This window comes from Gluconobacter kondonii, assembly GCF_002723995.1.
GTDB classification, from domain to species: Bacteria; Pseudomonadota; Alphaproteobacteria; order Acetobacterales; family Acetobacteraceae; genus Gluconobacter; species Gluconobacter kondonii.
In genome coordinates this window covers 215860-238395 of sequence record NZ_BEWP01000002.1, presented here as the reverse complement: position 1 = coordinate 238395, position 22536 = coordinate 215860, and the positions used below count along the sequence as shown (strand labels likewise).

23 protein-coding genes are annotated in these 22536 nt (G+C 62.5%); 16 read left to right on the top strand and 7 right to left on the bottom strand.

Annotated elements, in window-relative coordinates; translation table 11 throughout:
• Nucleotides 1-16: 16 nt before the first annotated feature.
• From GKO01_RS03600 to murA, 8 genes are all read left to right on the top strand, one after another.
• Complete coding sequence (locus GKO01_RS03600; protein ID WP_174694219.1) at nt 17-1165, top strand: hypothetical protein; 1149 nt, start codon at nt 17-19, stop codon at nt 1163-1165.
• A gap of 151 nt (nt 1166-1316) precedes the next feature.
• Nucleotides 1317-1697, top strand: coding sequence for a glycerol dehydrogenase (locus GKO01_RS03595; protein ID WP_099285782.1), 381 nt, complete (start codon nt 1317-1319; stop codon nt 1695-1697).
• Nucleotides 1697-3916 carry a pyrroloquinoline quinone-dependent dehydrogenase gene (locus GKO01_RS03590; protein WP_099285781.1) on the top strand — a complete coding sequence of 740 codons (2220 nt, stop codon included), beginning with the start codon at nt 1697-1699 and terminating at the stop codon, nt 3914-3916. Before GKO01_RS03595 ends, GKO01_RS03590 begins: the two co-directional genes overlap by 1 nt.
• A gap of 191 nt (nt 3917-4107) precedes the next feature.
• Nucleotides 4108-5292 (top strand): glycosyltransferase family 4 protein, encoded by a 1185-nt coding sequence (locus GKO01_RS03585; protein ID WP_099285780.1) that lies wholly within the window; start codon nt 4108-4110, stop codon nt 5290-5292.
• Nucleotides 5282-5461: a hypothetical protein gene (locus GKO01_RS03580; protein WP_099285779.1), complete on the top strand. Its 180-nt coding sequence runs from the start codon at nt 5282-5284 to the stop codon at nt 5459-5461. Before GKO01_RS03585 ends, GKO01_RS03580 begins: the two co-directional genes overlap by 11 nt.
• Before the next feature lie 6 nt (nt 5462-5467).
• Nucleotides 5468-6382, top strand: a complete 915-nt coding sequence (locus GKO01_RS03575; RefSeq protein ID WP_244901309.1) for a DMT family transporter — start codon at nt 5468-5470, stop codon at nt 6380-6382.
• A gap of 89 nt (nt 6383-6471) precedes the next feature.
• Entirely contained in the window at nt 6472-7023 is a 552-nt protein-coding gene (gene dcd, locus GKO01_RS03570; RefSeq protein ID WP_099285777.1) for a dCTP deaminase, read from the top strand.
• A gap of 38 nt (nt 7024-7061) precedes the next feature.
• Nucleotides 7062-8318: a UDP-N-acetylglucosamine 1-carboxyvinyltransferase gene (murA, locus tag GKO01_RS03565; RefSeq protein ID WP_099285776.1), complete on the top strand. Its 1257-nt coding sequence runs from the start codon at nt 7062-7064 to the stop codon at nt 8316-8318.
• Between the two features lie 85 nt (nt 8319-8403).
• Here murA and GKO01_RS03560 read toward each other — a convergent pair whose 3' ends face one another.
• The gene (locus GKO01_RS03560; protein WP_099285775.1) at nt 8404-9879 is read right to left on the bottom strand and encodes a mannitol dehydrogenase family protein; all 1476 of its coding nucleotides are present in this window, start codon (nt 9877-9879) and stop codon (nt 8404-8406) included.
• 221 nt (nt 9880-10100) lie between these two features.
• Between GKO01_RS03560 and GKO01_RS03555 the strand changes: the two genes are divergently transcribed.
• The gene (locus GKO01_RS03555) at nt 10101-10577 is read left to right on the top strand and encodes a GAF domain-containing protein (protein WP_099285774.1); all 477 of its coding nucleotides are present in this window, start codon (nt 10101-10103) and stop codon (nt 10575-10577) included.
• Between the two features lie 25 nt (nt 10578-10602).
• Here the strand turns inward: GKO01_RS03555 and GKO01_RS03550 are convergent, their stop codons facing one another.
• The 3 genes from GKO01_RS03550 to dinB all read right to left on the bottom strand — a co-directional run bounded on the left by GKO01_RS03550 (nt 10603) and on the right by dinB (nt 13591).
• On the bottom strand, nt 10603-11157 hold the full coding sequence (locus GKO01_RS03550; protein WP_062107559.1) for an LOG family protein: 555 nt from the start codon (nt 11155-11157) through the stop codon (nt 10603-10605).
• Between the two features lie 32 nt (nt 11158-11189).
• Nucleotides 11190-12383 (bottom strand): MFS transporter, encoded by a 1194-nt coding sequence (locus GKO01_RS03545; protein ID WP_099285773.1) that lies wholly within the window; start codon nt 12381-12383, stop codon nt 11190-11192.
• Nucleotides 12384-12499: 116 nt separating this feature from the next.
• Nucleotides 12500-13591 carry a DNA polymerase IV gene (gene dinB / locus GKO01_RS03540; protein WP_244901308.1) on the bottom strand — a complete coding sequence of 364 codons (1092 nt, stop codon included), beginning with the start codon at nt 13589-13591 and terminating at the stop codon, nt 12500-12502.
• A gap of 50 nt (nt 13592-13641) precedes the next feature.
• Between dinB and GKO01_RS03535 the strand changes: the two genes are divergently transcribed.
• Nucleotides 13642-14220: an NUDIX domain-containing protein gene (locus GKO01_RS03535; protein ID WP_099285772.1), complete on the top strand. Its 579-nt coding sequence runs from the start codon at nt 13642-13644 to the stop codon at nt 14218-14220.
• 22 nt (nt 14221-14242) lie between these two features.
• On the opposite strand, the gene GKO01_RS03530 is transcribed toward GKO01_RS03535, so the two are convergent.
• The 3 genes from GKO01_RS03530 to GKO01_RS03520 form a co-directional block, all read right to left on the bottom strand.
• Nucleotides 14243-14536, bottom strand: a complete 294-nt coding sequence (locus GKO01_RS03530; RefSeq protein WP_099285771.1) for a putative quinol monooxygenase — start codon at nt 14534-14536, stop codon at nt 14243-14245.
• 81 nt (nt 14537-14617) lie between these two features.
• Nucleotides 14618-14995, bottom strand: coding sequence for a hypothetical protein (locus GKO01_RS03525; protein WP_099285770.1), 378 nt, complete (start codon nt 14993-14995; stop codon nt 14618-14620).
• Nucleotides 14996-15046: 51 nt separating this feature from the next.
• Nucleotides 15047-15853, bottom strand: a complete 807-nt coding sequence (locus GKO01_RS03520) for a PadR family transcriptional regulator (protein ID WP_211563795.1) — start codon at nt 15851-15853, stop codon at nt 15047-15049.
• A gap of 190 nt (nt 15854-16043) precedes the next feature.
• Between GKO01_RS03520 and GKO01_RS03515 the strand changes: the two genes are divergently transcribed.
• From GKO01_RS03515 to hrpB, 6 genes are all read left to right on the top strand, one after another.
• The gene (locus GKO01_RS03515) at nt 16044-16739 is read left to right on the top strand and encodes a TVP38/TMEM64 family protein (protein ID WP_244901307.1); all 696 of its coding nucleotides are present in this window, start codon (nt 16044-16046) and stop codon (nt 16737-16739) included.
• A 51-nt stretch (nt 16740-16790) separates the two neighbouring features.
• Nucleotides 16791-18059 carry a multidrug effflux MFS transporter gene (locus tag GKO01_RS03510; protein WP_099285769.1) on the top strand — a complete coding sequence of 423 codons (1269 nt, stop codon included), beginning with the start codon at nt 16791-16793 and terminating at the stop codon, nt 18057-18059.
• Between the two features lie 13 nt (nt 18060-18072).
• Nucleotides 18073-18423: a response regulator gene (locus GKO01_RS03505; protein WP_099285768.1), complete on the top strand. Its 351-nt coding sequence runs from the start codon at nt 18073-18075 to the stop codon at nt 18421-18423.
• 77 nt (nt 18424-18500) lie between these two features.
• Nucleotides 18501-19040, top strand: a complete 540-nt coding sequence (locus GKO01_RS03500; protein WP_099285767.1) for an adenine phosphoribosyltransferase — start codon at nt 18501-18503, stop codon at nt 19038-19040.
• A gap of 22 nt (nt 19041-19062) precedes the next feature.
• Entirely contained in the window at nt 19063-19893 is an 831-nt protein-coding gene (locus tag GKO01_RS03495; protein WP_099285766.1) for an NADPH-dependent oxidoreductase, read from the top strand.
• 130 nt (nt 19894-20023) lie between these two features.
• Nucleotides 20024-22522, top strand: a complete 2499-nt coding sequence (gene hrpB, locus GKO01_RS03490) for an ATP-dependent helicase HrpB (protein ID WP_167383424.1) — start codon at nt 20024-20026, stop codon at nt 22520-22522.
• Nucleotides 22523-22536 lie beyond the last annotated feature (14 nt).

The following is a 22536-nucleotide window of genomic DNA, read 5'->3' as shown; positions in this document are numbered from 1 at the left end:
CAGTCTTCATACAGCCATGCCGAATCCTTCCTACTTTCGTGCCACGCTGCTGGCTGCCCTGACCTGTTTTTCCGCAATCGGGCTCTCTGCCTGTGGTCCGATGGGGCCGGGAAAGCTGCGTAACGACCAGCTCGAATACTCCCGCGCGCTGGGGGATACCCAGAAGCACGAGATGCTGCTCAACATCGTGCGGCTGCGCTATGCTGATCCGCCGACCTTCCTCGATACGACGCAGGTGATTGCGGGTTACAGCGTCTCCAAGAGCGTCAGCGGTGGTTTCTATGCCTATCCGGCAACGGCGGTCGGGAACTATCTGTTTGGCACGGGCAGCATGTCCCTCGGGGAAAGCCCGACTTTCACCTATCAGCCCGTCACCGGGCAGCAATACGCGGAGAACGTGGTCCGGCCGATCTCGCCGACCGTCATCATGCCTCTCAGCCTTGGCGGTCTGCCGATCGACACGCTGTTGCGTCTGACGGCGCAGTCCATTGATGGTCTGTCCAATGTGCGGGGTCTCGGCGCGGGACCGTTCGGCGGCGGGTCGGTGCGGTTCTATCTGCTGCTGCATGATCTGCGGCAGCTTCAGGTTGCGGGTGCCATGACCATCCGCATCACGACCGATCCGGTAACGTCAACAGACAGTAAGAAGAACGGTGGCAAGTCCGACAGTAACGGCAGTGGCAGCGGGCCGGGGCCTGAACGGTCCTACCTTGTTCTGACATCCACTTCGGAAAGCAATCTGCTCGCGATTCAGGCGGAAGTGCGCCGCCTGCTGCATCTCGATCCGACTGCGGAAGAGGCCGAGATCGTTTATGGGCCTTACCCCAAACATCCGGGCCAGATTGCGATCCTGACGCGCTCGATGCTCGCGATGCTGACGCAGCTTGCCTATGAGGTCGAGGTTCCGGAAGGCGACATCAAGGCCGGTCGTACGCCGCCAACGATCGGGCAGGTCGGAATTGAGAACCGGCCCGAAGTCGTGATCCATTCGGGCAAGGAAGAGCCGGACGATCCTTACGCTGCCGTCAGCTATCACAATGCGTGGTTCTGGATCAGCGACCGGGATTTCCAGAGCAAGCTGGCCTTTACGATGGTGCAGGTTCTGGCGGCCCTTGCGGCGACCAATCATACGGGTGGCGCGGTTGTCACGATTCCGGCTGGGTAATTGGAATAACGTTTATTTGAATTCGCCATAATGAAACTGCATTCGCACACGGTTTTGTTAGAATAAAACAGGGGAATATTGCAAAAGAGCCGTAGCTTTCCTGAAAGTCCGGAATTACCGTCCCGGGTATCAGTGCAGGAGGCTTTCACCGATGCCAAATACTTATGGCAACAGAACCCTGACCGAGTGGCTCACGCTCGTGCTTGGGGTTGTTATCGTTCTGGTGGGGCTGTTCTTTGTTATCGGCGGGGCTCAACTCGCGATGCTGGGCGGCTCCGTCTATTATCTGATCTGTGGCGTCGTGCTGGTTGCCAGCGGCGTGTTCATGGTTCTGGGCCGTACGCTCGGTGCTTTCCTTTATCTGGGTGCGCTGGCTTACACATGGGTCTGGTCGCTGTGGGAAGTGGGTTTCAGCCCGGTTGATCTTCTGCCGCGCGATTTTGGCCCCACGCTGCTGGGTATCCTCGTCGTTCTCACCATTCCTGTTCTTCGCCGACTGGAAACCCGCCGCACCCTGAGGGGAGCCATCTGATGCGCAGATCCCATCTTCTCGCCACCGCAGCCTGCGTCACGCTGGCCTGTGCTCCGCTGGCCGCCAACGCCCAGTTCGCTCCTGCCGGAAGTGGCGGTTCGCCGACGGCTTCCGTTCCCGGCCCCGGCAACGCCGACGAGCCGACGGCAACGACTCCTGCCAGTACGAGCCGCTTCTCCGGCCCGTCTCCCTATGCGCCGCAGGCTGCGGGCGTGAACGCTGCCAATCTGCCGGATATCGGGTCCATGGACCCGAACGACGTTCCGCAGATGGTGCCGCAGCAGAGTGCTGCTCCCGCGCAGGGAGACTGGTCTGCCTATGGCCGTGATGACAGCCAGACGCGCTATTCGCCGCTGTCGGAAATCACGCCGCAGAACGCCGATCAGCTCAAGGTGGCTTTCGTCTATCACACGGGCAGCTATCCGCGCCCGGGACAGACGAACAAATGGGCTGCCGAAACCACGCCGATCAAGGTGGGTGACGGCCTCTACATGTGTTCGGCACAGAACGACATCATGAAGCTCGACCCGGCAACGGGTAAGGAGATCTGGCGTCACAACATCAACGAGAAATACGAAGCCATTCCCTACACCGCCGCGTGTAAGGGTGTGACCTATTTCACGTCGTCGCAGGTGCCGGAAGGCCAGCCCTGCCACAATCGTATTCTCGAAGGTACGCTCGATATGCGTCTGATCGCGGTTGATGCCGCGACCGGCAATCTGTGCGAAGGCTTCGGGCATGGCGGTCAGGTCAACCTGATGCAGGGCATGGGCGAGTCCGTCCCCGGCTTCGTGTCCATGACGACGCCGCCGCCGGTTGTGAATGGTGTGGTCGTGGTCAACCACGAAGTTCTCGACGGCCAGCGCCGCTGGGCGCCGTCGGGCGTGATTCGTGGTTATGACGCCGAAAGCGGCAAGTTCCTGTGGGCGTGGGATGTGAACAATCCCAACGATCACAGCCAGCCGACGGGCAACAACCACTACAGCCGTGGTACGCCGAACTCCTGGGCTGCGATGACGGGCGACAATGCGCTCGGCCTCGTTTACGTCCCGACCGGAAACTCGGCTTCGGACTATTACAGTGCGCTGCGGAGCCCCGAAGAGAACAAGGTTTCTTCCGCAGTTGTTGCTCTCGATGTGAAGACAGGCGCACCGCGCTGGGTCTTCCAGACGGCTCACAAGGACGTCTGGGACTATGATATCGGCTCACAGGCAACCCTGATGGATATGCCTGGCCCGGATGGTCAGCCCGTTCCGGCGCTCATCATGCCGACCAAGCGCGGCCAGACTTTCGTGCTCGACCGCCGCGACGGCAAGCCTATCCTGCCGGTTGAGGAGCGTCCTGCTCCGTCTCCGGGTGTGATTCCGGGCGATCCGCGTGCGCCGACGCAGCCCTGGTCCACCGGGATGCCCGCCCTGCGCGTGCCGGATCTGAAAGAGACGGACATGTGGGGCATGTCTCCGCTTGACCAGCTCTTCTGCCGTATCAAGTTCCGTCGTGCGAACTATACGGGTGAGTTCACGGTGCCGAGCGTCGACAAGCCGTGGATCGAGTATCCGGGCTATAACGGCGGCAGTGACTGGGGCTCCATGTCCTATGATCCGCAGAGCGGCATCCTGATTGCGAACTGGAACATCACCCCGATGTACGACCAGCTCGTGACCCGCAAGAAGGCCGACGCGCTTGGCCTGATGCCGATCGACGACCCGAACTACAAACCGGGTGGCGGCGGCGCCGAGGGTAACGGCGCTATGGATGGCACGCCTTACGGCATCGTCGTGACCCCGTTCTGGAACCAGTACACGGGTATGATGTGCAACCGTCCGCCCTACGGCATGATCACGGCCATCGACATGAAGCATGGTCAGAAGGTGCTGTGGCAGCATCCGCTTGGAACGGCCCGTGCCAATGGTCCCTGGGGTCTGCCGACTGGTCTGCCTTGGGAGATCGGCACACCGAACAATGGTGGTTCGGTCGTGACGGCTGGCGGTCTGGTGTTCATCGGTGCAGCTACGGATAACCAGATCCGCGCTATCGACGAACATACCGGCAAGGTGGTCTGGAGCGCGGTTCTGCCGGGCGGCGGACAGGCCAACCCGATGACCTACGAGGCCAATGGTCACCAATACGTCGCCATCATGGCGGGTGGACATCACTTCATGATGACGCCGGTCAGCGACCAGCTGGTGGTTTACGCCCTGCCCGATCACAAGGGCTGATAAAATCGGGAGCTGCGGCTCCCGATACAGGCGAAAGGGGTGGTTTTCGTGCTGGAAATGGCACGGGGGCCGCCCCTTTTGTCGTTCAGGGGGGCCGTTTTTCATTTTTCGGGTGGGAAGGGGAGGCAGACCCGGCTACAGGCTGTTTTCATCTGAAAATACCCTTCCGGAACAGGCTCCGCAGAACCCTCATGACCGACCGCTCTCCCGTCATCCTTCAGGTTCTTCCGGTGCTGGGCACCGGCGGTCTGGAGCGCGGGGCTGTCGAGATTGCGTCTGCTATCACCCAAGGCGGAGGCACCGCGCTTGTGGCTTCGCGTCCGGGGCGTCTTCTGGTGCAGCTCCGTCATGCGGGTGGTCGGCATATCGCGCTTGATCTGAAGAAAAAATCCCCTTTCGCCGTCCTGCGCCGGGCGCGGGATCTGCAGGCGATTATCCGGCGTGAAGGCGTGGATCTGGTCCATGCGCGTTCGCGGATTCCGGCCTGGGCAGCATGGATCGCCTGTCGCCGCGAAAACGTCCCGCTCGTGACGACATGGCATGGCGTGCATGAGGCGACATGGTGGGGCAAGAAACTCTATAATTCCGTGCTGGCGCGGGGCGTGCGCGTCATCGCCATCTCGGAGTTCATTGCGAGCCGGCTGCGGAGCGAATACGGCGTGCCGGAAAGCCGTCTTCGTGTCATTCCGCGCGGGGCAGACCCGCAGGAGTTCGAAGCCGGTGTGATTTCCGGTGAGCGCGTGCAGAAACTGGCTGAAGCCTGGCGCGCGCCTGCGGAAGCAAAAATCATTCTTATGCCCGCGCGGCTGACGGCATGGAAAGGTCAGGGCGTTCTGCTTGAGGCGCTGGGCCTGCTGCGCTCGAAGATGGGCACGGGATGGATCTGCGTTCTGGCAGGCCCAGAGAATGACCGGAAGTTCTCCCGTAGGCTGCAGCAGCGGGTGCAGGAACTCGGGCTTGAAGACCATGTCCGGTTCATCGGAACTTGCACCGACATGCCCGCGGCCTGCGAGCTAGCAAGCGTCGTCGTGGCGCCATCGCTCCGACCCGAGCCGTTCGGACGCACTCTGGTGGAAGCGCAGATGATGGGCTGCCCGGTGATCGGCACGGCGCAGGGCGCGATGATGGAGACAATCCTGCCCGGCGAGACAGGTCTGGTCGTGCCACCCGACGATGCGGACGCTCTCGCCGACGCCTTGAAAAGCGTGCTGGAAACAGGCGAAGACGCGCTGGACTGGCTGGCGGAAAAGGCCCGCGCTCATGCCATCGCCCATTATACGACATCGCTCATGCAGGCCCGCACACTGGGTGTGTATGACGAACTTCTGGGCACCCGTCTGCGGACGACATTCGAGGAACAGACCCATGACCGGTAAGGACGCAAACCCTACGGAGCAGATCATCCGTGACCGCGCTGCCGCCGCAAAGGAAGAGCGGGAAAGCCGGGAGGCCAAGGCGCTCCGGGCCAATCTGATGCGCCGCAAACAGCAGCAGCGTGCGCGTCCGCAGGATGAGGCTCCCTCATCCGCTCCCGACGAGCGCTGAGAGCCCGTGAAACGCAAGTTCCCCATGCCGTCCCCAGAGGAGCTGGCGCTGACGGGCGTGACAGTGTTGTGGGGTGGCACCTTCCTTGTGCTGCATACCGCCATGCAGCATTGCGGACCGCGGTTTTTCGTTTTTGTCCGGTTCATGATGGCCGCAGTTTTCGTCGGCCTTCTAGCTGGGCGGAAACTGCTGGATTTCAATTGGCGGGAAATTTGGGCCGGAACCTTGATCGGCGTTACTCTTGCGACCGGCTATGTGTTGCAGAGTGCGGGATTGCACGACATCACCAGCAGTCGTTCCGCCTTTATTACGGCGCTCTACGTTCCGCTGGTGCCGATCTTTCAGTGGGCGTTCCTGCGCCGGGCGCCGCATCTCATGAGCTGGCTCGGGATCGGTCTGGCGTTCGCAGGATTGGTCTGTCTGGCCGGACCGGCGGCGCTGTCGCTGTCTTTTGGGCGTGGTGATCTGCTGACGCTGTGTGCCGCGATTGCCATTGCGATCGAGATCGTTCTCATCAGCCTTTACGCGCGCGGTGTGGACAGTCTGCGCATAACGGTCATGCAGCTTTTAGCGGGTAGTCTGTTTGCCGGGCTGATGGTCCCGGTTTCAGGGGAAGTGCTTCCGGTTTTCTCATGGGTCTGGATCGCCTGTGCGCTGGCTCTGGGTGGGTTGAGTGCGTTGGTGCAGGTCGTGATGAACTGGGCACAGAAATCCGTCTCCCCGACTAAAGCAGCCGTGATCTATGCCGGAGAGCCCGTCTGGGGCGGGCTTGTGGGATGGATGGCAGGCGATCATCTGCCTCCTGCGACGCTGCTGGGTGCTGTGTTGATCGTGGGGGGCGTGCTGACCAGCGAGCTGCGCCCGCAATGGCTGGAAGCTCTGCTGGGCCGTTCGTCACAGGCGCTCACGAAAAATGACTGATCTGACACATTGCGTGATCGGGCGTCGCTCGCTAGAGCAGGTGGGTTAGACGCACGGCGATTTCTGTCGCCCCGCTCAGGAGTGCTTTCATGCCCATCATGCCCGACACATGGATTCGCCAGATGGCCCGGGAAAAAGGCATGATCGAGCCGTTCGTGGAGGCCCAGAAGCGCGAGGGCGTCATTTCTTACGGGCTGTCATCCTATGGCTATGACGCGCGTGTGGCCGATGAATTCAAGATTTTTACGGATGTGGACAGCGCCATTGTCGATCCGAAGAATTTTGCCTCCAACAGTTTTGTGACCCGTACAGGGGACATCACCATCCCGCCCAACAGCTTCGCGCTGGCGCATACGGTCGAGTATTTCCGCATCCCGCGTGACACGCTGGTGGTATGCCTTGGCAAGTCCACCTATGCACGTTGCGGCATTATCGTGAACGTCACGCCGCTGGAGCCGGAATGGGAGGGGCAGGTCACGATCGAGATCAGCAACACTACGCCGCTGCCCGCGCGGATCTATGCGAACGAAGGCATCTGCCAGTTCCTGTTCTTCCAGGGTGCCAGCCCCTGTGAGGTCAGTTATGCCGACCGTGCCGGAAAATACATGCGCCAGTCCGGCGTCACCACGCCCCGCCTCTAACCTCCGCTTCTCAAGGCCCGTTTCTCAAGGATCGCACCATGGACCGTTTCATCATTCGCGGTGGCCGCCGCCTGACAGGCGAAATCGAGATCGGCGGGGCGAAGAACTCTGGCCTCAAACTCATGGTCGCGGGGCTTCTGACGTCCGAGCGGCTGGTGCTGTCCAATGTTCCGGGCATCGCGGATATCCAGACGATGCGCGACCTGCTGCTGGGGCTGGGTATTGCGGTTGAGGAAGCTGGGCCGCGCACGCTGTCCATTGGTGGCGAGATCGGTTCCGTCGAGGCGCCGTATGACATCGTCTCCAAGATGCGCGCTTCCATTCTGGTGCTGGGGCCGCTTCTGGCACGGGCGCGTGAGGCGAAGGTCTCGCTGCCCGGTGGCTGCGCCATTGGAACGCGGCCCGTGGACATGCATCTCAAGGGGCTTGAGACGCTGGGGGCCGTGATCCGGCTGGAGAACGGCTATATCAATGCGACCGCGCCGGACGGGTTGAAGGGCGACCGGATCATCCTGCCGTTTGCCAGTGTGGGCGCGACCGAGAACCTGCTGATGGCCGCAACGCTGGCCAAGGGGCGCACTCATATCGTCAACGCCGCGCGTGAACCTGAAATCAGCGATCTGGTGCATTGCCTCAACGCGATGGGCGCGCAGATCACGGGCGAAGGGTCGGGCACGCTGGTTATTGACGGTGTGGAGAAGCTGCATGGCGCGCATTACGCCGTCATGCCGGACCGCATCGAGTGCGGCACCTATGCCTGCGCGGCTGGCATTACGGGCGGTGATCTGCTGCTCGTGGGCGGACGGGCCGATGATCTGGGTGCCGTAATCCGCACGCTTGAGGAAACAGGCGTCGAGGTTGTGGAAGAGGCGCGCGGCTTGCGGGTCCGTCGCAGTGGGACGCTTCAGGGCGTGGACATCATGACCGAGCCATATCCCGGCTTTCCGACGGATATGCAGGCGCAGTTCATGGCGATGCTGTCCGTGGCGGAAGGGGCGTCCATGATCACCGAGACGATCTTCGAGAACCGCTTCATGCATGTTCCCGAACTCAACCGGATGGGCGCGCGCGTGAACGTGCATGGCCGCTCCGCCATTATCCGTGGCGTGTCGAAGCTGTCGGGCGCGCCGGTCATGGCGACTGATCTGCGGGCGTCCTTCTCGCTGATCCTCGCGGGCCTGGCAGCCGAAGGCGAGACGCAGCTTAGCCGTATCTATCATCTGGACCGCGGCTATGAAGGCGTGGACCGCAAGCTCGCCGCCTGCGGTGCCGATATCGCCCGCGTTTCGGACTGATTTGGATAAAAGTTTTTGGGTTCCGCCTTTTTTCAAAAAGGCGGAGGTCTTTGAAGCTTTTTGAAAAAAGCTTCACCAAAAACTTTTATGAGTTTGTGACCAGATCCTTCAGGACGGCTGCGGTGCCGCGTGTTTTCAGGTCTTCGCGGGTCTGGATGAAGCGCGTGAGGAACTCGGCGGAGTCTTCAAGGCCCCATCCGGCGAACACGCTCATCTCCAGCGCCTTGGCCGGGTTCGGGTCCAGCGCCAGCGCACGGTCGTCGGCGCTCAGGCGGGGTTCGGTGACGGCGAAACTGGCCTGTACGTCGTCGCGGCCCACCAGATAGGCACAGTAGCAGGCGAGGGCAAAGGCGATCCGGCGCGGGTCCTGCGCGTTTTTCAGAACGTCTTCCGCCGTGGCGCGCAGGAAGACCGGCAGCTTGGACGTGCTGTCGGACGTGATGCGAAGAAGCTGGTCGCTGACGGCATGGTTGCGGAACCGCTCCAGAAGCTGGGCGGCATAGTCCGACAGGCTGATCCCCGGAGGCGCCGTCAGTTGTGGTGAGACGTCGTGGCGCAGGAACTGCTCCAGCAGGGCCGCGAGATGTTCGTCGCCCATGGCTTCATCGACCAGCCGGTATCCCATCAGCACGCCGGGCAGGGCCAGCATGGAATGGGACGCGTTCAGCATCCGCAGCTTGACCTGTTCGTATGGCTCGACATCGTCCGTGAACAGAACGCCGACCTGCTCCCAGGCTGGGCGTCCGGCGGGGAAGTTGTCTTCCACGACCCACTGGATGAAGTCTTCGCAGAACACCGGAACGCGGTCTTCGATGCCGCTCTGGGCATTGAGGCGCGCCACGTCGGCGGGATGAACGGCCGGGGTGATGCGATCGACCATGCAGGACGGGAAAGCCACTTCGGCTTCGATCCACGCCGCCAGTTCCGCATCCCGCAGACGGGCGAAGGACAGCACGGCATTGCGGGCGACATCGCCATTCGCGGGCACGTTGTCGCAGGACAGGATGGTGAAGGGCGCGATCCCGGCGTCACGGCGCTGGCGCAGGGCTTCGGTCATCATGCCGAAAGCCGTCTGTGGGACCGGGCGATGCAGGTCTTCGGCGATGGTGGGGTGTTCGGTCATGAACCGGCCCGCCTCGTCCATGTAGTAGCCGCCTTCGGTGATGGTCAGGCTGACGATGCGGATGGCGGGGTCCATCAGGCGCTTCAGAGCGGCCTCGCGGTCGGCTGGGGCATGGATGTATTCGACCAGCGACTTGACGACGCGGACCGTATCGGGGCGGTTCGGCGGGCAGGCACGCAGGGTGTAGAGACCGTCCTGTGCGTGCAGGGCCTCGGCCTTTGCCACTTCGCCGGGAAGGTCCATCAGGCCCATGCCCACGATGCCCCAGTCGGACTGTCCCGGAAGGGCCAGAGCGCGGTCCGTATAGACGGCCTGATGGGCACGGTGGAAGTTGCCGACACTGAGATGGACAATGCCGGGTGTGACGTTTGCCCGATCATAAGGGGAGATCAGGATGGAGTCCGGCAGAGTCGGAAGGGTCTGGGATGTCAGGATCATGGAAAGGATCTTTCAGACGAAAGGACCGGCTTCTTTTAGAAGTCTCTTCATTTGAAGAAACTGTTTTTTATTTTGTGAATAATTTCTAATAATTCTCGCAGACCCGGGAGCATTACGGGAAACGAACGCTTTTCTATTAAAATTGGCGTCCTTTCGCGTTTTTTCCGATCTGACCTATGATCGGCGGCCCTAATCTTATGTTTTTGCAGGACTGTCTTTTTATGAGTGCTCCCATCCATCGCCTGAGCGTTGACGAGCTTGTTCCGATGGTGCGGTCCGTCGTGTCGACCGAGACGGACATGATCGCCAACATGGCCAATATCGCGGCCCTGCTGTTCGAGGCTCTGCCGCAGATTAACTGGTCAGGCTTCTACCTCTGGAAAGAGGCTGAACAGCAGCTTGTGTTAGGGCCGTTTCAGGGGCGGCTGGCCTGTACGCGCATTCCGCTGGGGCGAGGCGTGTGCGGGACGGTCGCGCAGAACCGTGAGACGCTGGTCGTGCCGGATGTGCACGCATTTCCGGGGCATATCGCCTGTGATGCAGCGTCGGAATCGGAAATCGTGCTGCCGGTCGTGGCGCGGGGTGCGCTTGTGGGTGTTCTGGACATCGACAGCCCGGTGAAGAACCGGTTTTCGGACGCGGACCGTGTACGTCTGGAAGAGGTTGTCGCGCTGTTGGTGGCAACGCTGGAGGGGTGAGCGGGGACGCGCCCCGCTCCGGAACTCAGGCCGGGACGTTGACGGAGAGGTGTTCCATCAGTTCCGGCACGTCCTGCACAACCGTGAACAGACGGCGGGCGGACGGGTCTGCAAAGCCCTGATCGACCGCCGCATTCAGCGTGTCGACCAGTGATGTGGCCCAGCCGCCGATATTGACGATATAGATCGGCTCCTGATGCAGGCCGAGCTGCTTCCAGGTCATGATTTCCATCAGTTCGTCGAACGTGCCGAGGCCACCGGGAATGATGGCGTAGGCGTCGGAGAGTTCGAACATGCGGGCCTTGCGGGTGTGCATGTCTGGTGTGACTTCAAGCTGCGTGACGCCTTTATGCATGACTTCGCGGGCATGGAGGAATTCGGGGATGACGCCGATGACCTTGCCGCCTGCTTTGAGTGCTGCATCCGCCACCGTGCCCATCAGCCCGACATGCCCGCCGCCATAGACCAGCGTGATTCCGTGTTGCGCCAGAGCCGTTCCGATTTCTGTTGCCCCTTCAGCGTAAGCGGGGGAGTTACCGAAGCGGGAACCACAGAAAACGGCGCAGGAACGAATGATCATGTCGGGTCCGTGTCAGTTGAAGCAAGGATCTGTCAGGAAATCCGGCGGCCCAGCGAACGGCTGATCAGCACACCGCCCAGACAGCAGACTGCGGTGGTGGCAAACATCGTTCTGTAGCCCGCGAACTCGATGACCTGTCCAAGAAACAGCCCCGAGAACGCGATGGCAAGATCAATGAAGATGGAATAGGCGCCCAGTGCCGCCCCGCGGTTCTCCGGACCGGCGCTATTGACGGCCAGAACGCCGAGTGCGGGAAACAGCAGGGAGAATCCCGCACCCGTCAGCGCCGCCCCGACGAGGGCTGCGAACGGCGTCTGGAACAGGCCGAGCGTGGCGAGTCCCAGCGCTTCCACCAGCAGCGAGACGATCGCTACGAACACGCCGCCACGGGTCGCAATCTGTGAGGCGAAGAAAAAGCGGATGACGACGAAAATGAAACCGAAAACCGCCAGCGCGGTCGCCGCGCCCTCCCAGTGCAGGACGGAATAGTACAGGGCCAGAAACGACGAGATGGCGCCAAATCCGATGGAGCCTGCTGCCAGTGCGGAGCCATGCGGCAGAACGAGTCTGAGAGCGCGCGAAAAAGCGATGGGCTTGCTTGTCGCGGGAAGGGGTTCGACGGCGGGATAAAATCCGATGATCGCAAGACCGAACAGGGGTAGCGCCGCCGAGAGAATACCAACCGAGACCAGCCCGCCATAAGGCGCGGCCAGCAGCGACAGTTTCGCGCCGATCGGTGCGCCCAGCGCGATTCCGCCATAGGAGCAGATGCCGTTCCATGAAATGGCGATGGCAGTGTTTTCCGCCCCGGCGCGACGGATGTTCCAGACGATCACCCCGGTCGCGGCCCAGCTTTCCGCCCAGCCCAGCATCAGGCGGCTGGAGAGCAGCACTCCCAGAGACAGCAGCGGCGTTGCGGCTAAGAGCCCGGACCCCGCGATTAACAGGCCCGACAGCACACAGGTGACAAGTCCGCCGATGACGACGGGTTTGGGGCCGATCCGGTCCACCAGTCGCCCGGCGGAAGGGCGTGCGGCGAAGGTCGCGAAATACTGGAGCGAGAACGTGATGCCCGCGACGGTGGTGCTGTAGCCCAAGCTCTCATGGACGAAAATCGCCAGAACGGCGTTGGGCAGGCCGATCACGATATAGACCAGCAGATTGAACAGGACGACGGCAAGAACACGTTTCGTCGGTGAGGCCGCCGACGTTTCCTGCGCGGTCATGGCTCTGCTCTCCTGAGGCTCGTCTGTGAAAAGATCCCCCATGGCATAGGCCAGATGACGGGTGCCGTCACGAGGGCGGCCCTGTCTTTGGGTCATAAATTCCGCGTGGAGGGCGCTTATGAAGGGTCGGGCGCGTCTCGGAACAGCAGTTCCATCTGGTCGGACGACGTGGGGGCGGGCGCATGAAAACCCGAAAGCGTGAGTCCCAGCAGACGCACACCTGGCACAAAAGGAAACAGCGGCGCCATGAGAGTCTGCCCCGTCTGCAGCAGGACGTCTTCGGACGGGACCGGAGCGGGCAGCGTGCGGGCGCGAGTGATTTGGCGGAAATCGGCGTATTTGACCTTCAGCGTTACGGTCCGGGCCTGAAGCTGACGTCGTTGCAGACTGCCCCACAGCTTGGCGGCGATCTGCGTCAGGGCCGTGTGTGCATCGGGTTCGGCGGTCAGATCCTGAAGGTAGGTCTGTTCGGTTCCGAGGGATTTGCGCTCTCGGTTCACAACGACGGGACGGTGATCAATCCCGCGTGAGATGCCGTAATAGAACGCCGCCGCCTTGCCGAAATGCCGGGTCAGGGTTTCGATATCATGTGTCCGCAGATCCGCGCCCGTCTCGATCCCGAGGGCGCGCATTTTCCGGGCGGTGGCCGGACCGATACCGTGAAACGCATCTACGGGCAGCGCGGAAACGAAATCCGGGCCCATGGCGGGCGTGATGACGAACAGCCCGTCGGGCTTGCGATAGTCCGAGGCCAGCTTGGCCAGAAACCGGTTGTAGGACACACCAGCCGAGGCGGTTAGCCCGGTTTCGGCGTGGATATCCGCGCGGATGCGATCCGCGACCAGTGTGGCTGAGCCGTAAGCGCCCAGATGGTCCGTCAGGTCTAGATAGGCTTCATCGAGCGATAGGGGCTGGATCAGGGGGGTGTAGCGGGAGAAAATATCATGGATCTGGGCGGACACTGACCGATAGACATCAAAGCGTCCGGGGACGAACACCAGTTCCGGGCAGAGGCGTTTGGCCGTAACCGACGGCATGGCCGAGCGGACGCCGAAGCGCCTTGCCTCATAGCTTGCGGCTGCGACCACGCCCCGCGCTTCGCCCCGCCCGACCGCGAGCGGACGTCCGCGCAGGGAGGGGTCGTCCCGCTGTTCGACAGACGCGTAAAATGCGTCCATGTCGATATGCACGATCCGGCGTTGCTCCATGATGTGAGTGTCGCCGATTCGAAAGAACGAAACAAGATCAGGAGCCGTCCATGAGCACCGGTAAGACCATCGAAGACGCCCGCAAGGACGCCGGTTTCCAGACGCTTTCGACCCGGCTGGCCTACAGCAATCCCTGGACCGCGTTGCGTGAGGACATCATCGTCCATCCCAACGGTAAGCAGGGCCTTTATGGCATCGTGGAGCGGGGCGAGTTCGTTGTGATCCTGCCGCTGCATGCTGACGGGAAAGTCACGCTGATCCAGCAGTTCCGCTATCCGGTAGGCGAGCGGCTGATGGAGCTTCCGATGGGCATGTGGGAGACGAAAGAGAACGTCGATCCGGTCGAACTCGCGCTGGGCGAACTGCGCGAAGAAACCGGATTGCGCGCCGGCGAAATGATCCATGTCGGCACGATGTATCAGGGGGCCGGATATTCAAACCAGAAGGGGCATGTCTTTCTGGCCCGCAATCTGACGCGCGGTGAAGTGGAACTTGAAGCTACGGAAGAAGACATCACCAGCCATGACATGACGCTGGAGGCATTCGAGACCATGATCCGCGAGGGCGAACTGAAATGCATGGTCTCGCTGGCCGCTTTCGCCCTGATCCGGGCGAAAGGTCTGATCTGAAAAGACTTCCCTGAACGGGAGATCAGATCACCGCGTCTAGAAAAACAACCTCCGATCCGCCGCCTTCGACCAGCGGCGTGATCGTCTGGTTGAACACCTTGCCATGTTCGGTGGCCATATGGGCGGCAAAGGCCGCGTCGTCCCGGTAGGTTTCTTCCACATGGAACAGGTCGGGGTCGGAGGCGAGCGTATAGACCTTGAAACGCTCGCAGCCGGGTTCGGCACGGACGTCTTTTGCCAGTGCCGTCAGCAGGCCGCGCAGGGTTTCGCGCCGTCCGGGAAGGGCCTTGAGCGTGGCGTAAAGGGTCTTGGGCATGGCGGAGAGCCTTGTGGTGGTTGAGAATGGTGCATCATTGACCCGCCGAAGCCCGTCCGCAAAGGCAAAGCTGCGTGAGGGTCAGGGCTTTTCGAGCAGCGCCTTGCAGCGCATCCACGACATGCGGTCCCGGAAGACGAACAGGACGTAATAGTCCAGCTCGCGGCTGCGGGTTTTTGTGGTGCGGGTATAGAAGGGATAGACGTCGAACGGTCCCTGAAGCCCAACGGGAGCAGGTTCCGACGGCAGGACGCAGTTGACGCGGAACAACGGCATATAGACCGCATCGTCACCGGGATTGCGCCGGACATGCCACAGGTTGCGCCGGAATTTCCTCAGCCGTTCCGGCAGGAGGAAGACCATCGATTTTTCGATGAATCCCGCCCCGAAATGCTCCGGCCGGTAGTAACGCATGTCCTCGGGCATGTTGCAGAAATTGGGATGGTCCTGAACGATCATGGACCATCCTTTACGGCATCGGTGAAGGCGTTGGGAGAGGCGCGTCCTGCCTTATTCGTCCGATGTCTTTTGATCGGAAGCCGGGTTTGCGATCTCCGCGGCCGCACGGTTGAGGATCGCCACGATCCGCCGCAGTTCGTCTGCACCCGCGCCGCGGCGGGATTTCAGAGCGGATTTCAGGGCAAAACGTGCATCGTGAAAAGCCTGCCCCAGTGTGGGATCAAGGTCGTTGACGCCGGTGAAAGCCTCGCGGACATCCGCCATGCGGGCGCCGATACGGCTCAGGACGTCGAGGATGCGGGCTGCTTCCTCACTGCGGGTTTCGTGGTTGGCTTTTCCTTCTTCCGTCAGGCTGTAGAGCTTGCGGTTGCCTTCCTGTGTGACGGCGGCGAGGCCGGCTTCTTCTAGATAGGTGAGGGAGGGATAGATCACGCCGGGGCTGGGCTTATAGAATCCGCCTGACCGCTCTTCGAGGCGCCGGATCAGCTCATAGCCATGGGCCGGGGCTTCCGCGAGCAAAGCGAGGATGACGAGCTGAAGCTCATCGGCCGTCAGCTTGCGACCGCGTGTGAAGTCTTCGCCGCCGAGATCGCCGCCAAAGCCTCTTCCGAAGCGCCCGCCAAAACGTCCGCCTCCCATACCGCCGCCACGGCCGCCATGCCGGTGCCCGAAGCCATCCATGCCCCAGTGACGACCACCCCGTCTTTCATTGGGCCGTTCGCCGCCCCGGCCTTCACTTTTGCGCCCATCTTTCTGGTCGTCGCCTTCCGCGACGGGGCGGCCCCTGCCGAAGAAACCGCCGCGGTGATGATGGCCATGACGGTCCGTGTTGAAAAAATCCATTTTACGTCTGAACATGATGTTCTCCTATTCGATATATCGAACGATATAGTATCTTACGATATATCTTCAAGAGGAAAATATGGCCGGATGATTTTTTCGGATGCCCATTCTTCAACGGTGGGTGCGCCAGCATGAACACGTGTTTACGGTCCGGCCCATAGCCGCGGCGGCCTGCGGCTGGTATCGGGCAGGAATGGGTAGCCCGATGTCTCTCCCCCCCGATCCGGACCTACGCCGCACTTTGCGGCAGATCGTGCCGTGGCGTGCCGCGCTGACGATCGGCGCGATGCTGGTGCTGGTGGCAGCACTCCAGCGACTGCCATTCATCCACCATCTGCTGGAAAACGCTCCGCACTGGCACGAGACGCCGGGCGCGCCGTTGTGGTTCCTGCTACTGGCCGTGCCGTACAGCGCGTGCGGTCTGCCGCGTCAGGCGCTGTGTGTGGCGGCAGGCCTTGCCTTTGGATTATGGGGCGGGCTTGTCCTGTGTTCGCTGGCCTATATGCTGGGGGCGGTTCTGGCGTATGGCTGGGCGCGGGTTCTGGCCCCGGCAGCGTTCCGGGCGCGGCTGCATGACAGGCTGGAAGCGGATTATGCCGCTCTGGCCCGCACGCTTCACGTAAAGCCTTTCCGCGCGGTGCTGACGCTGCGGCTGATGCCGGTGGGGTCCGCCCTGCTGGTTTCTACGGCGGCTGGGCTGTTCGAGCTGCCGCTGTTGCCGTTCTCGGTCGCGACCTTTCTGGGTGGATTGCCGCAGACACTGGTTTTCGTTCTGGTCGGCTCCGGGACGCGGATCGGGCATGTCCTTCAGTTGGGGCTTGCGGGAATCCTGTTCGTCGTGTCGGGTGTGCTGGGCGCTGTTCTGCTGCGTCAGCATGGCCGGGAACGGGACGCCCCCTGACCACGCCATCAGACCATCAATCCGCAACCTGAAGTGAACAGGCAGACGCGCATGACAGACCAGACCATGAGATACAGACGGGGAGATTCCCTGCCCGCATGGCTTCCGGTTCTGCTGGGAATTTTCACGGCTGTCGGGCCGGTTTCGACGGATGTCTATCTTCCGGCTCTCCCCGAAATGGAGCGCCAGCTTCACACCTCACCCGGTGCGGGCAGTGCGACGATGGCGGCCTGGGTGATCGGGCTGGCCATCGGGCAGATCAGTATCGGCCCGATCTCGGATCGCTTCGGCCGTCGCTGGCCGCTGCTAATCGGGATGCTGGGCTATACGCTGGGCGAAATCGGCTGCGCGATGGCGCCCAGCATGACGTTTCTGTGCATCTGCCGCGTCTTTTCCGCCATCATGGCGTCCGCCGGACTCGTGGTGCCGAATGCGTGCATCCGCGATCTGACGGAAGGGGACGAGTCGTCAAAAATGATGTCCCGCCTGATTGTCATTCAGGGCACCGTGCCGATCCTCGCGCCAATGCTGGGCGGTTTTGCGCTGAAATTCGTGGACTGGCGCATGATCTTCTGGGCCACGGCCGTCTATGGCGGGTTTTGTACCCTTCTGCTGATGACGGTCTTTCCAGAAACGCTCGCCCCGCAGGACCGTCGCGATCTGCGCCCGATCTCCATCATGGAACGCTACACCTATATTCTGCGGACCCGCAGCTTCATCACGAACGGTCTGGTCTGGAGTTTTCTGGGCTTCGTGACCTTCACCTACCTAACCGCAGCGCCCATGCTGTTCGAGGACGTGTTCGGGATGTCGCCGTTTCATTACGGCATGCTGTTCGGGCTGTTCGCGATCTGCATGATCGGGGCGTCCGCTCTTAACGGGCAGCTTGTCGGGCGCGTCAGTACGGGCAGGATGCTGTTTTCCGCGCTGGGTGTCAGTCTGGCGGGCTGTGCGGTTCTGCTCCTGCTGGCGCTGGTCTCGAACTACGATCTTGATCCGCAGGGGCATATTAAAGCGATGTTCCTGTGGCCGCTCATCATCGCCCTCGTGATCACCATGGCGCCCACGGGCGTTATCGGACCGAACTCCATGGTCGGCGCGCTGTCCGAACAGTCCGATCGCGCCGGTTCGGCCTCGGCATTGGCGGGTACGATGCAGTATCTTTTTGGCGCTGTGGCGAGCGCGCTGTTCGGGCTGATGCCGTCCGGGACGGCCGTTCCGATGGCGCTTTTCATGGCGTTTGCTTTCGTTGCTGCCATGGGCTTCGCCCTGCTGCGGCCCCGCCTGCCGGTCATTGCGGAACCTCCGCGCCATTCCTGAGGAAACATCCGTCATGAAAGCTCTGCTTGTCGAAGATGATGCCGCCATTGCGCTGGTGGTCGAGACGGTTCTCCAGCGGGAAGGCTGGAGTGTCCGACATGTTCTGGACGGGGAGGCCGCGCTGGAGGGAGAGGACGCCCCTGATCTTCTGGTGACGGATCTCAACCTGCCGGGATCGCATAACGGGCTGGAGATCGCGCATCTGCTGCGCGAGCGTCATCCGCAGATGGCCGTCGTGCTCACGTCCGGCGATTATGAAGACCGCGATACCGCTCCGCATGGTATGGCCGTTCTGCCCAAACCGTTCCGCAGGGCCGGGCTTCTCGCAGCCATCGAACAGGCGGCAGCCGTGATCCGGACTTGAGCCCGGGACTTGAGTTGGGGGGGAGACTCCCCTACATGCCGCGCTGTTTGCCATGACCAGATGAAAGCCGTGCCACCATGTCGTTTCAGGATCCCCAGCCGCTCGATCTCAAGAGTTACATCCGCGAAATTCCGGATTTTCCGAAGCCGGGCATCCTGTTCTATGACATCTCGACGCTGATCCGCTCGCCCGACGCCTGGCAGGTCGCCACCGCGCGTCTGGCTCGTGCGATCGCCGCCTGGCAGCCCGATATGCTGGCCGGAATCGAGAGCCGCGGCTTCCTGACCGCCGCTCCGCTCGCGCTGCGTCTGGGCTGTGGCTTCACGATGCTGCGTAAGCCGGGCAAGCTGCCGGGCAAGACCATTTCCCTGAAATACGGCCTCGAATATGGCGAGGACGAGCTGCACATTCAGGCAGACGCCATCAAGCCGGGCCAGCGCGTTGTGGTGCTGGACGATCTGCTGGCGACGGGTGGCACGCTCGCTGCGTCCATCGACCTGCTGCGCAAGGTCGGCGCCGAAGTCGTGGGCGCATCCGTAATGATCGAGCTTGCGGATCTGAAGGGGCGTGACAAACTGGACGTTCCGCTGAACGCTCTGATGACGTACGACGAGTAAGGCGACGAATAAGGGACACGATATGTCGGGCACCTCTTCCGAACGGATTTCCGCACTGTGGCAGACACGGTACCGCACGGCGGCGCCGGAAACCCTGCCGGACAATGCGGTGCTCGACCTGCTGCTGTCGCATCATTCGGTCCGGGCCTATCTGCCGGATGCCCTGCCTGAAGGCACGCTGGAGGCCGGGATTGCGGCGGCGTCCTCAGCTGCAACCTCCAGCAATCTTCAGGTCTGGTCCGTCGTGGCCGTCGAAAACCCGGAAACGCGGGCAAAGTTGGCTGAACTGTGCGGTGGCCAGAAGCATATCGAAGTTGCGCCTCTGTTCCTCGCATGGATCGTGGATCTGTCTCGGCTGGAGCGGATCGCAGAGCGGGCAGGAACGGGACACGAAGCGCTCGACTATGAAGAAATCTTTCTCATGGCGACGCTCGATACCGGTATTGCGGCCCAGAACGCCGTAACCGCCTTCGAGTCCCTCGGGTTGGGCACGGTCTATATCGGCGGCCTGCGCAACCATCCCGAAGAAGTGGCACGCCTCCTGTCCCTGCCGCCGCGGTCTGTTGCAGTCGTGGGCCTGTGCGTCGGCCAGCCCGATCCCGCAGCCCAGAACGGCCACAAACCGCGTCTGGGTCAGGATGTGGTCCTGCACCGCGAGCGCTATAGCACTGAAAACGAAGCTGCAGGCATCGCGGCCTATGACCGGATCGCGGACGACTACCAGAAGGAACAAGGCCTGTCGTCGCGTGCCTGGTCGGAAACGGTGGCCAAACGTGTGGACAGCTTCAAGGGCCTGAGCGGACGGCACGTCATGCGCACAGTGCTGCACAAACTCGGCTTTCCATTGCGGTAAGAAGATACAGAGAAAAGTTTTTGGGTTCCGCCTTTTTTCAAAAAGGCGGAGGTCTCTGAAGCTTTTTGAAAAAAGCTTCACCAAAAACTTTTAAACTGCTGGCTGGTGTTGCCAGTGCGGGGGCTGCGTTCTGACCTTCATTCTTCCTCCCGAACTTCCCGTCACGGCGATTCTGCCGGAGCTTCTGGCGACGTTACAGACGCAGCCCAACGCCGTTCTCGTCGCGCCTCCGGGTGCGGGCAAGACGACTCTGACGCCGCTCGCCCTTCTGGACGCACCGTGGCTCGGCACGCAGCGTCTGATCCTCGTGGAGCCACGTCGCGTGGCGGTGCGTGGGGCGGCCTCGCGCATGGCGTCGTCGCTGGGTGAGAAGCCGGGTGGCATCGTGGGATTCCGCACGCGTACCGATTCCGCAATGTCTGCCAGAACGCGCATCGAAGTCGTGACCGAGGGGCTGCTTCTGCGCCGCCTGCTGACTGATCCGCTGCTCGATGGTGTGGGCGCGGTACTGTTCGATGAAGTGCATGAACGCTCGCTGGATCTGGATGCGGCATTGGCGTTCTGTCTGGACATGCAGCGCGAAATGCGGCCCGATCTGCGGATTCTGGCCATGTCCGCCACACCGGATGGTCGCGCGTTCACGACGCTGATGAACGCCCCGCTGATCGAGAGCGAAGGCCGCCAGTTCCCCATCGACATCCGGCACACCCGCGACATTCCCCATATGCGGGACCTGCCCGAAGCCTGTGCCCGCACCATTCGTCAGGCGCTGGCGGAAGAAGACGGCGATATTCTCGCGTTCCTGCCCGGCGTTGGCGAAATCCGGCGCACGCAGGCGCTGCTGGACGGCACGGTCCCGGTTTTTCCGCTGCACGGCGAACAGACGACCGAAGATCAGGACCGCGCCATTGCACCGTCCGACACGCGCCGCGTCGTGCTGGCGACGTCCATTGCCGAGACGTCCGTCACGGTCTCGGGCGTGCGGATTGTTGTGGATGGTGGTCTGCGTCGTGCCCCGCGGCTTGACCCGAATACGGGCCTGTCGCGGTTGGAAACGCTGAAGATTTCCCGCGCTACCGCCACCCAGCGCGCAGGTCGCGCGGGACGGCAGTCTCCGGGCATTGCCATCCGTCTGTGGTCGGAGATGACGCAGCGCAGCCTGCGCCCGCAGGATGCGCCGGAAATTCTCGTGGCCGATCTGACGGATTTCGCACTCGTCACCGCCGCCTGGCAGGAAGTGATGGGCACGGTTCCGGACAGTCTGCCGCTGCTGGACACGCCGCCTTCCGGCGTTCTGGCGGGCGGGCGCGAACTGCTGCGGGAACTCGGCGCGCTGGATGATGCCAACCGCATTACGGCGCTTGGCAAGCGTATGGCGTCCCTCGGCACGCATCCGCGTCTGGCCGCGATGCTGTGCGCGGCCCGGACCTTGCCGGAGCGCGTGACAGCAGCCTGTCTGGCGGCTCTGCTGGAAGAGCGCGACCCGCTCCGTCCACGCCCGAACCGCCCTTCTGGCCCTGTGCCGGGAGCCGATATCCGCCTCCGCTTCGCCCTGTTCGAGCATGACGATCCGAGGGCGGATCGGGCCAGCCTGTTCCATATGCGTCAGTCCGCCAAACGCTTCCTGCGCCGGATGGGAGAGCGGGACGTGCCGCTGATCCCGCTGCCGGACCATGCGGGGGCGCTGCTGGCCGCAGGTTTTCCGGATCGTGTGGCGCAGGCGGCGGGCGAGCTTGGGCGTTTCCGTCTGGCGGGCGGGGGAAGTGCCCGCGTCTCGGCCAATGACCCGCTGGCCCGTGAGAAACTGCTAGCCGGGGCGGCGTTCCATACGCGGACCTCAACGGAAATCACGCTCGCAGCCCCGTTGGACGCTGAAAACCTGCCCCAGACCCTTCTGGACCGGACCCGCGAGCAGGTCGAGACGACGCTGGACGGGACATCCGGCCGCATCATCGCCCGTCGTAGGCTCCGTCTGGGCGCGCTGGTCCTGCGGGACCGCAACGGGGAGATCAGCCCCGAGGAAGCGCAGAGCCTGCTGATGCAGCAGATCGCCGCGACTCCGGCGCAGGCCCTGACATGGACGGAGGCTGGACGTCAGTTTCAGGCCCGCGTGGCCCATGCCCGCGCGACCTACGCGCCGCATCTGCCGGACCTGTCCGATGACGGGCTGGCGGCGTCTCTGGAATGGCTGGAGCCATATCTTGCGGGATGTGACCGGCTCGCGCAGGTCAGGGCACTGGACCTGCTGTCCATCCTGCGCGCGCGGCTGGACTATGCCGATTTGTCCGCGCTGGACCGGAAACTCCCGCCGCGCCTGACGCTGAAGGCCAGCACGCACGATATCGACTATACCGGCGCGGTTCCTACGGTTTCCGCCCGCGCGCAGGCCTTTTACGGCACGGCCCGGACGCCGGAACTCGCGGATGGACAGCTTGCCCTGCAATGCGCGCTGCTGTCCCCCGCCGGACGTCCGCAGGCGATCACGGCGGATCTGGAGGGCTTCTGGAAAGGAAGCTGGGCCGATATGCGCCGGGACATGCGGGGCCGCTATCCGCGCCATGACTGGCCCGAGGACCCTGCAACGGCAGAGCCGCCGAAACCGCGTTCGAAATCTCAGCAGGGGCGCTGAATCGTCAGGATCTT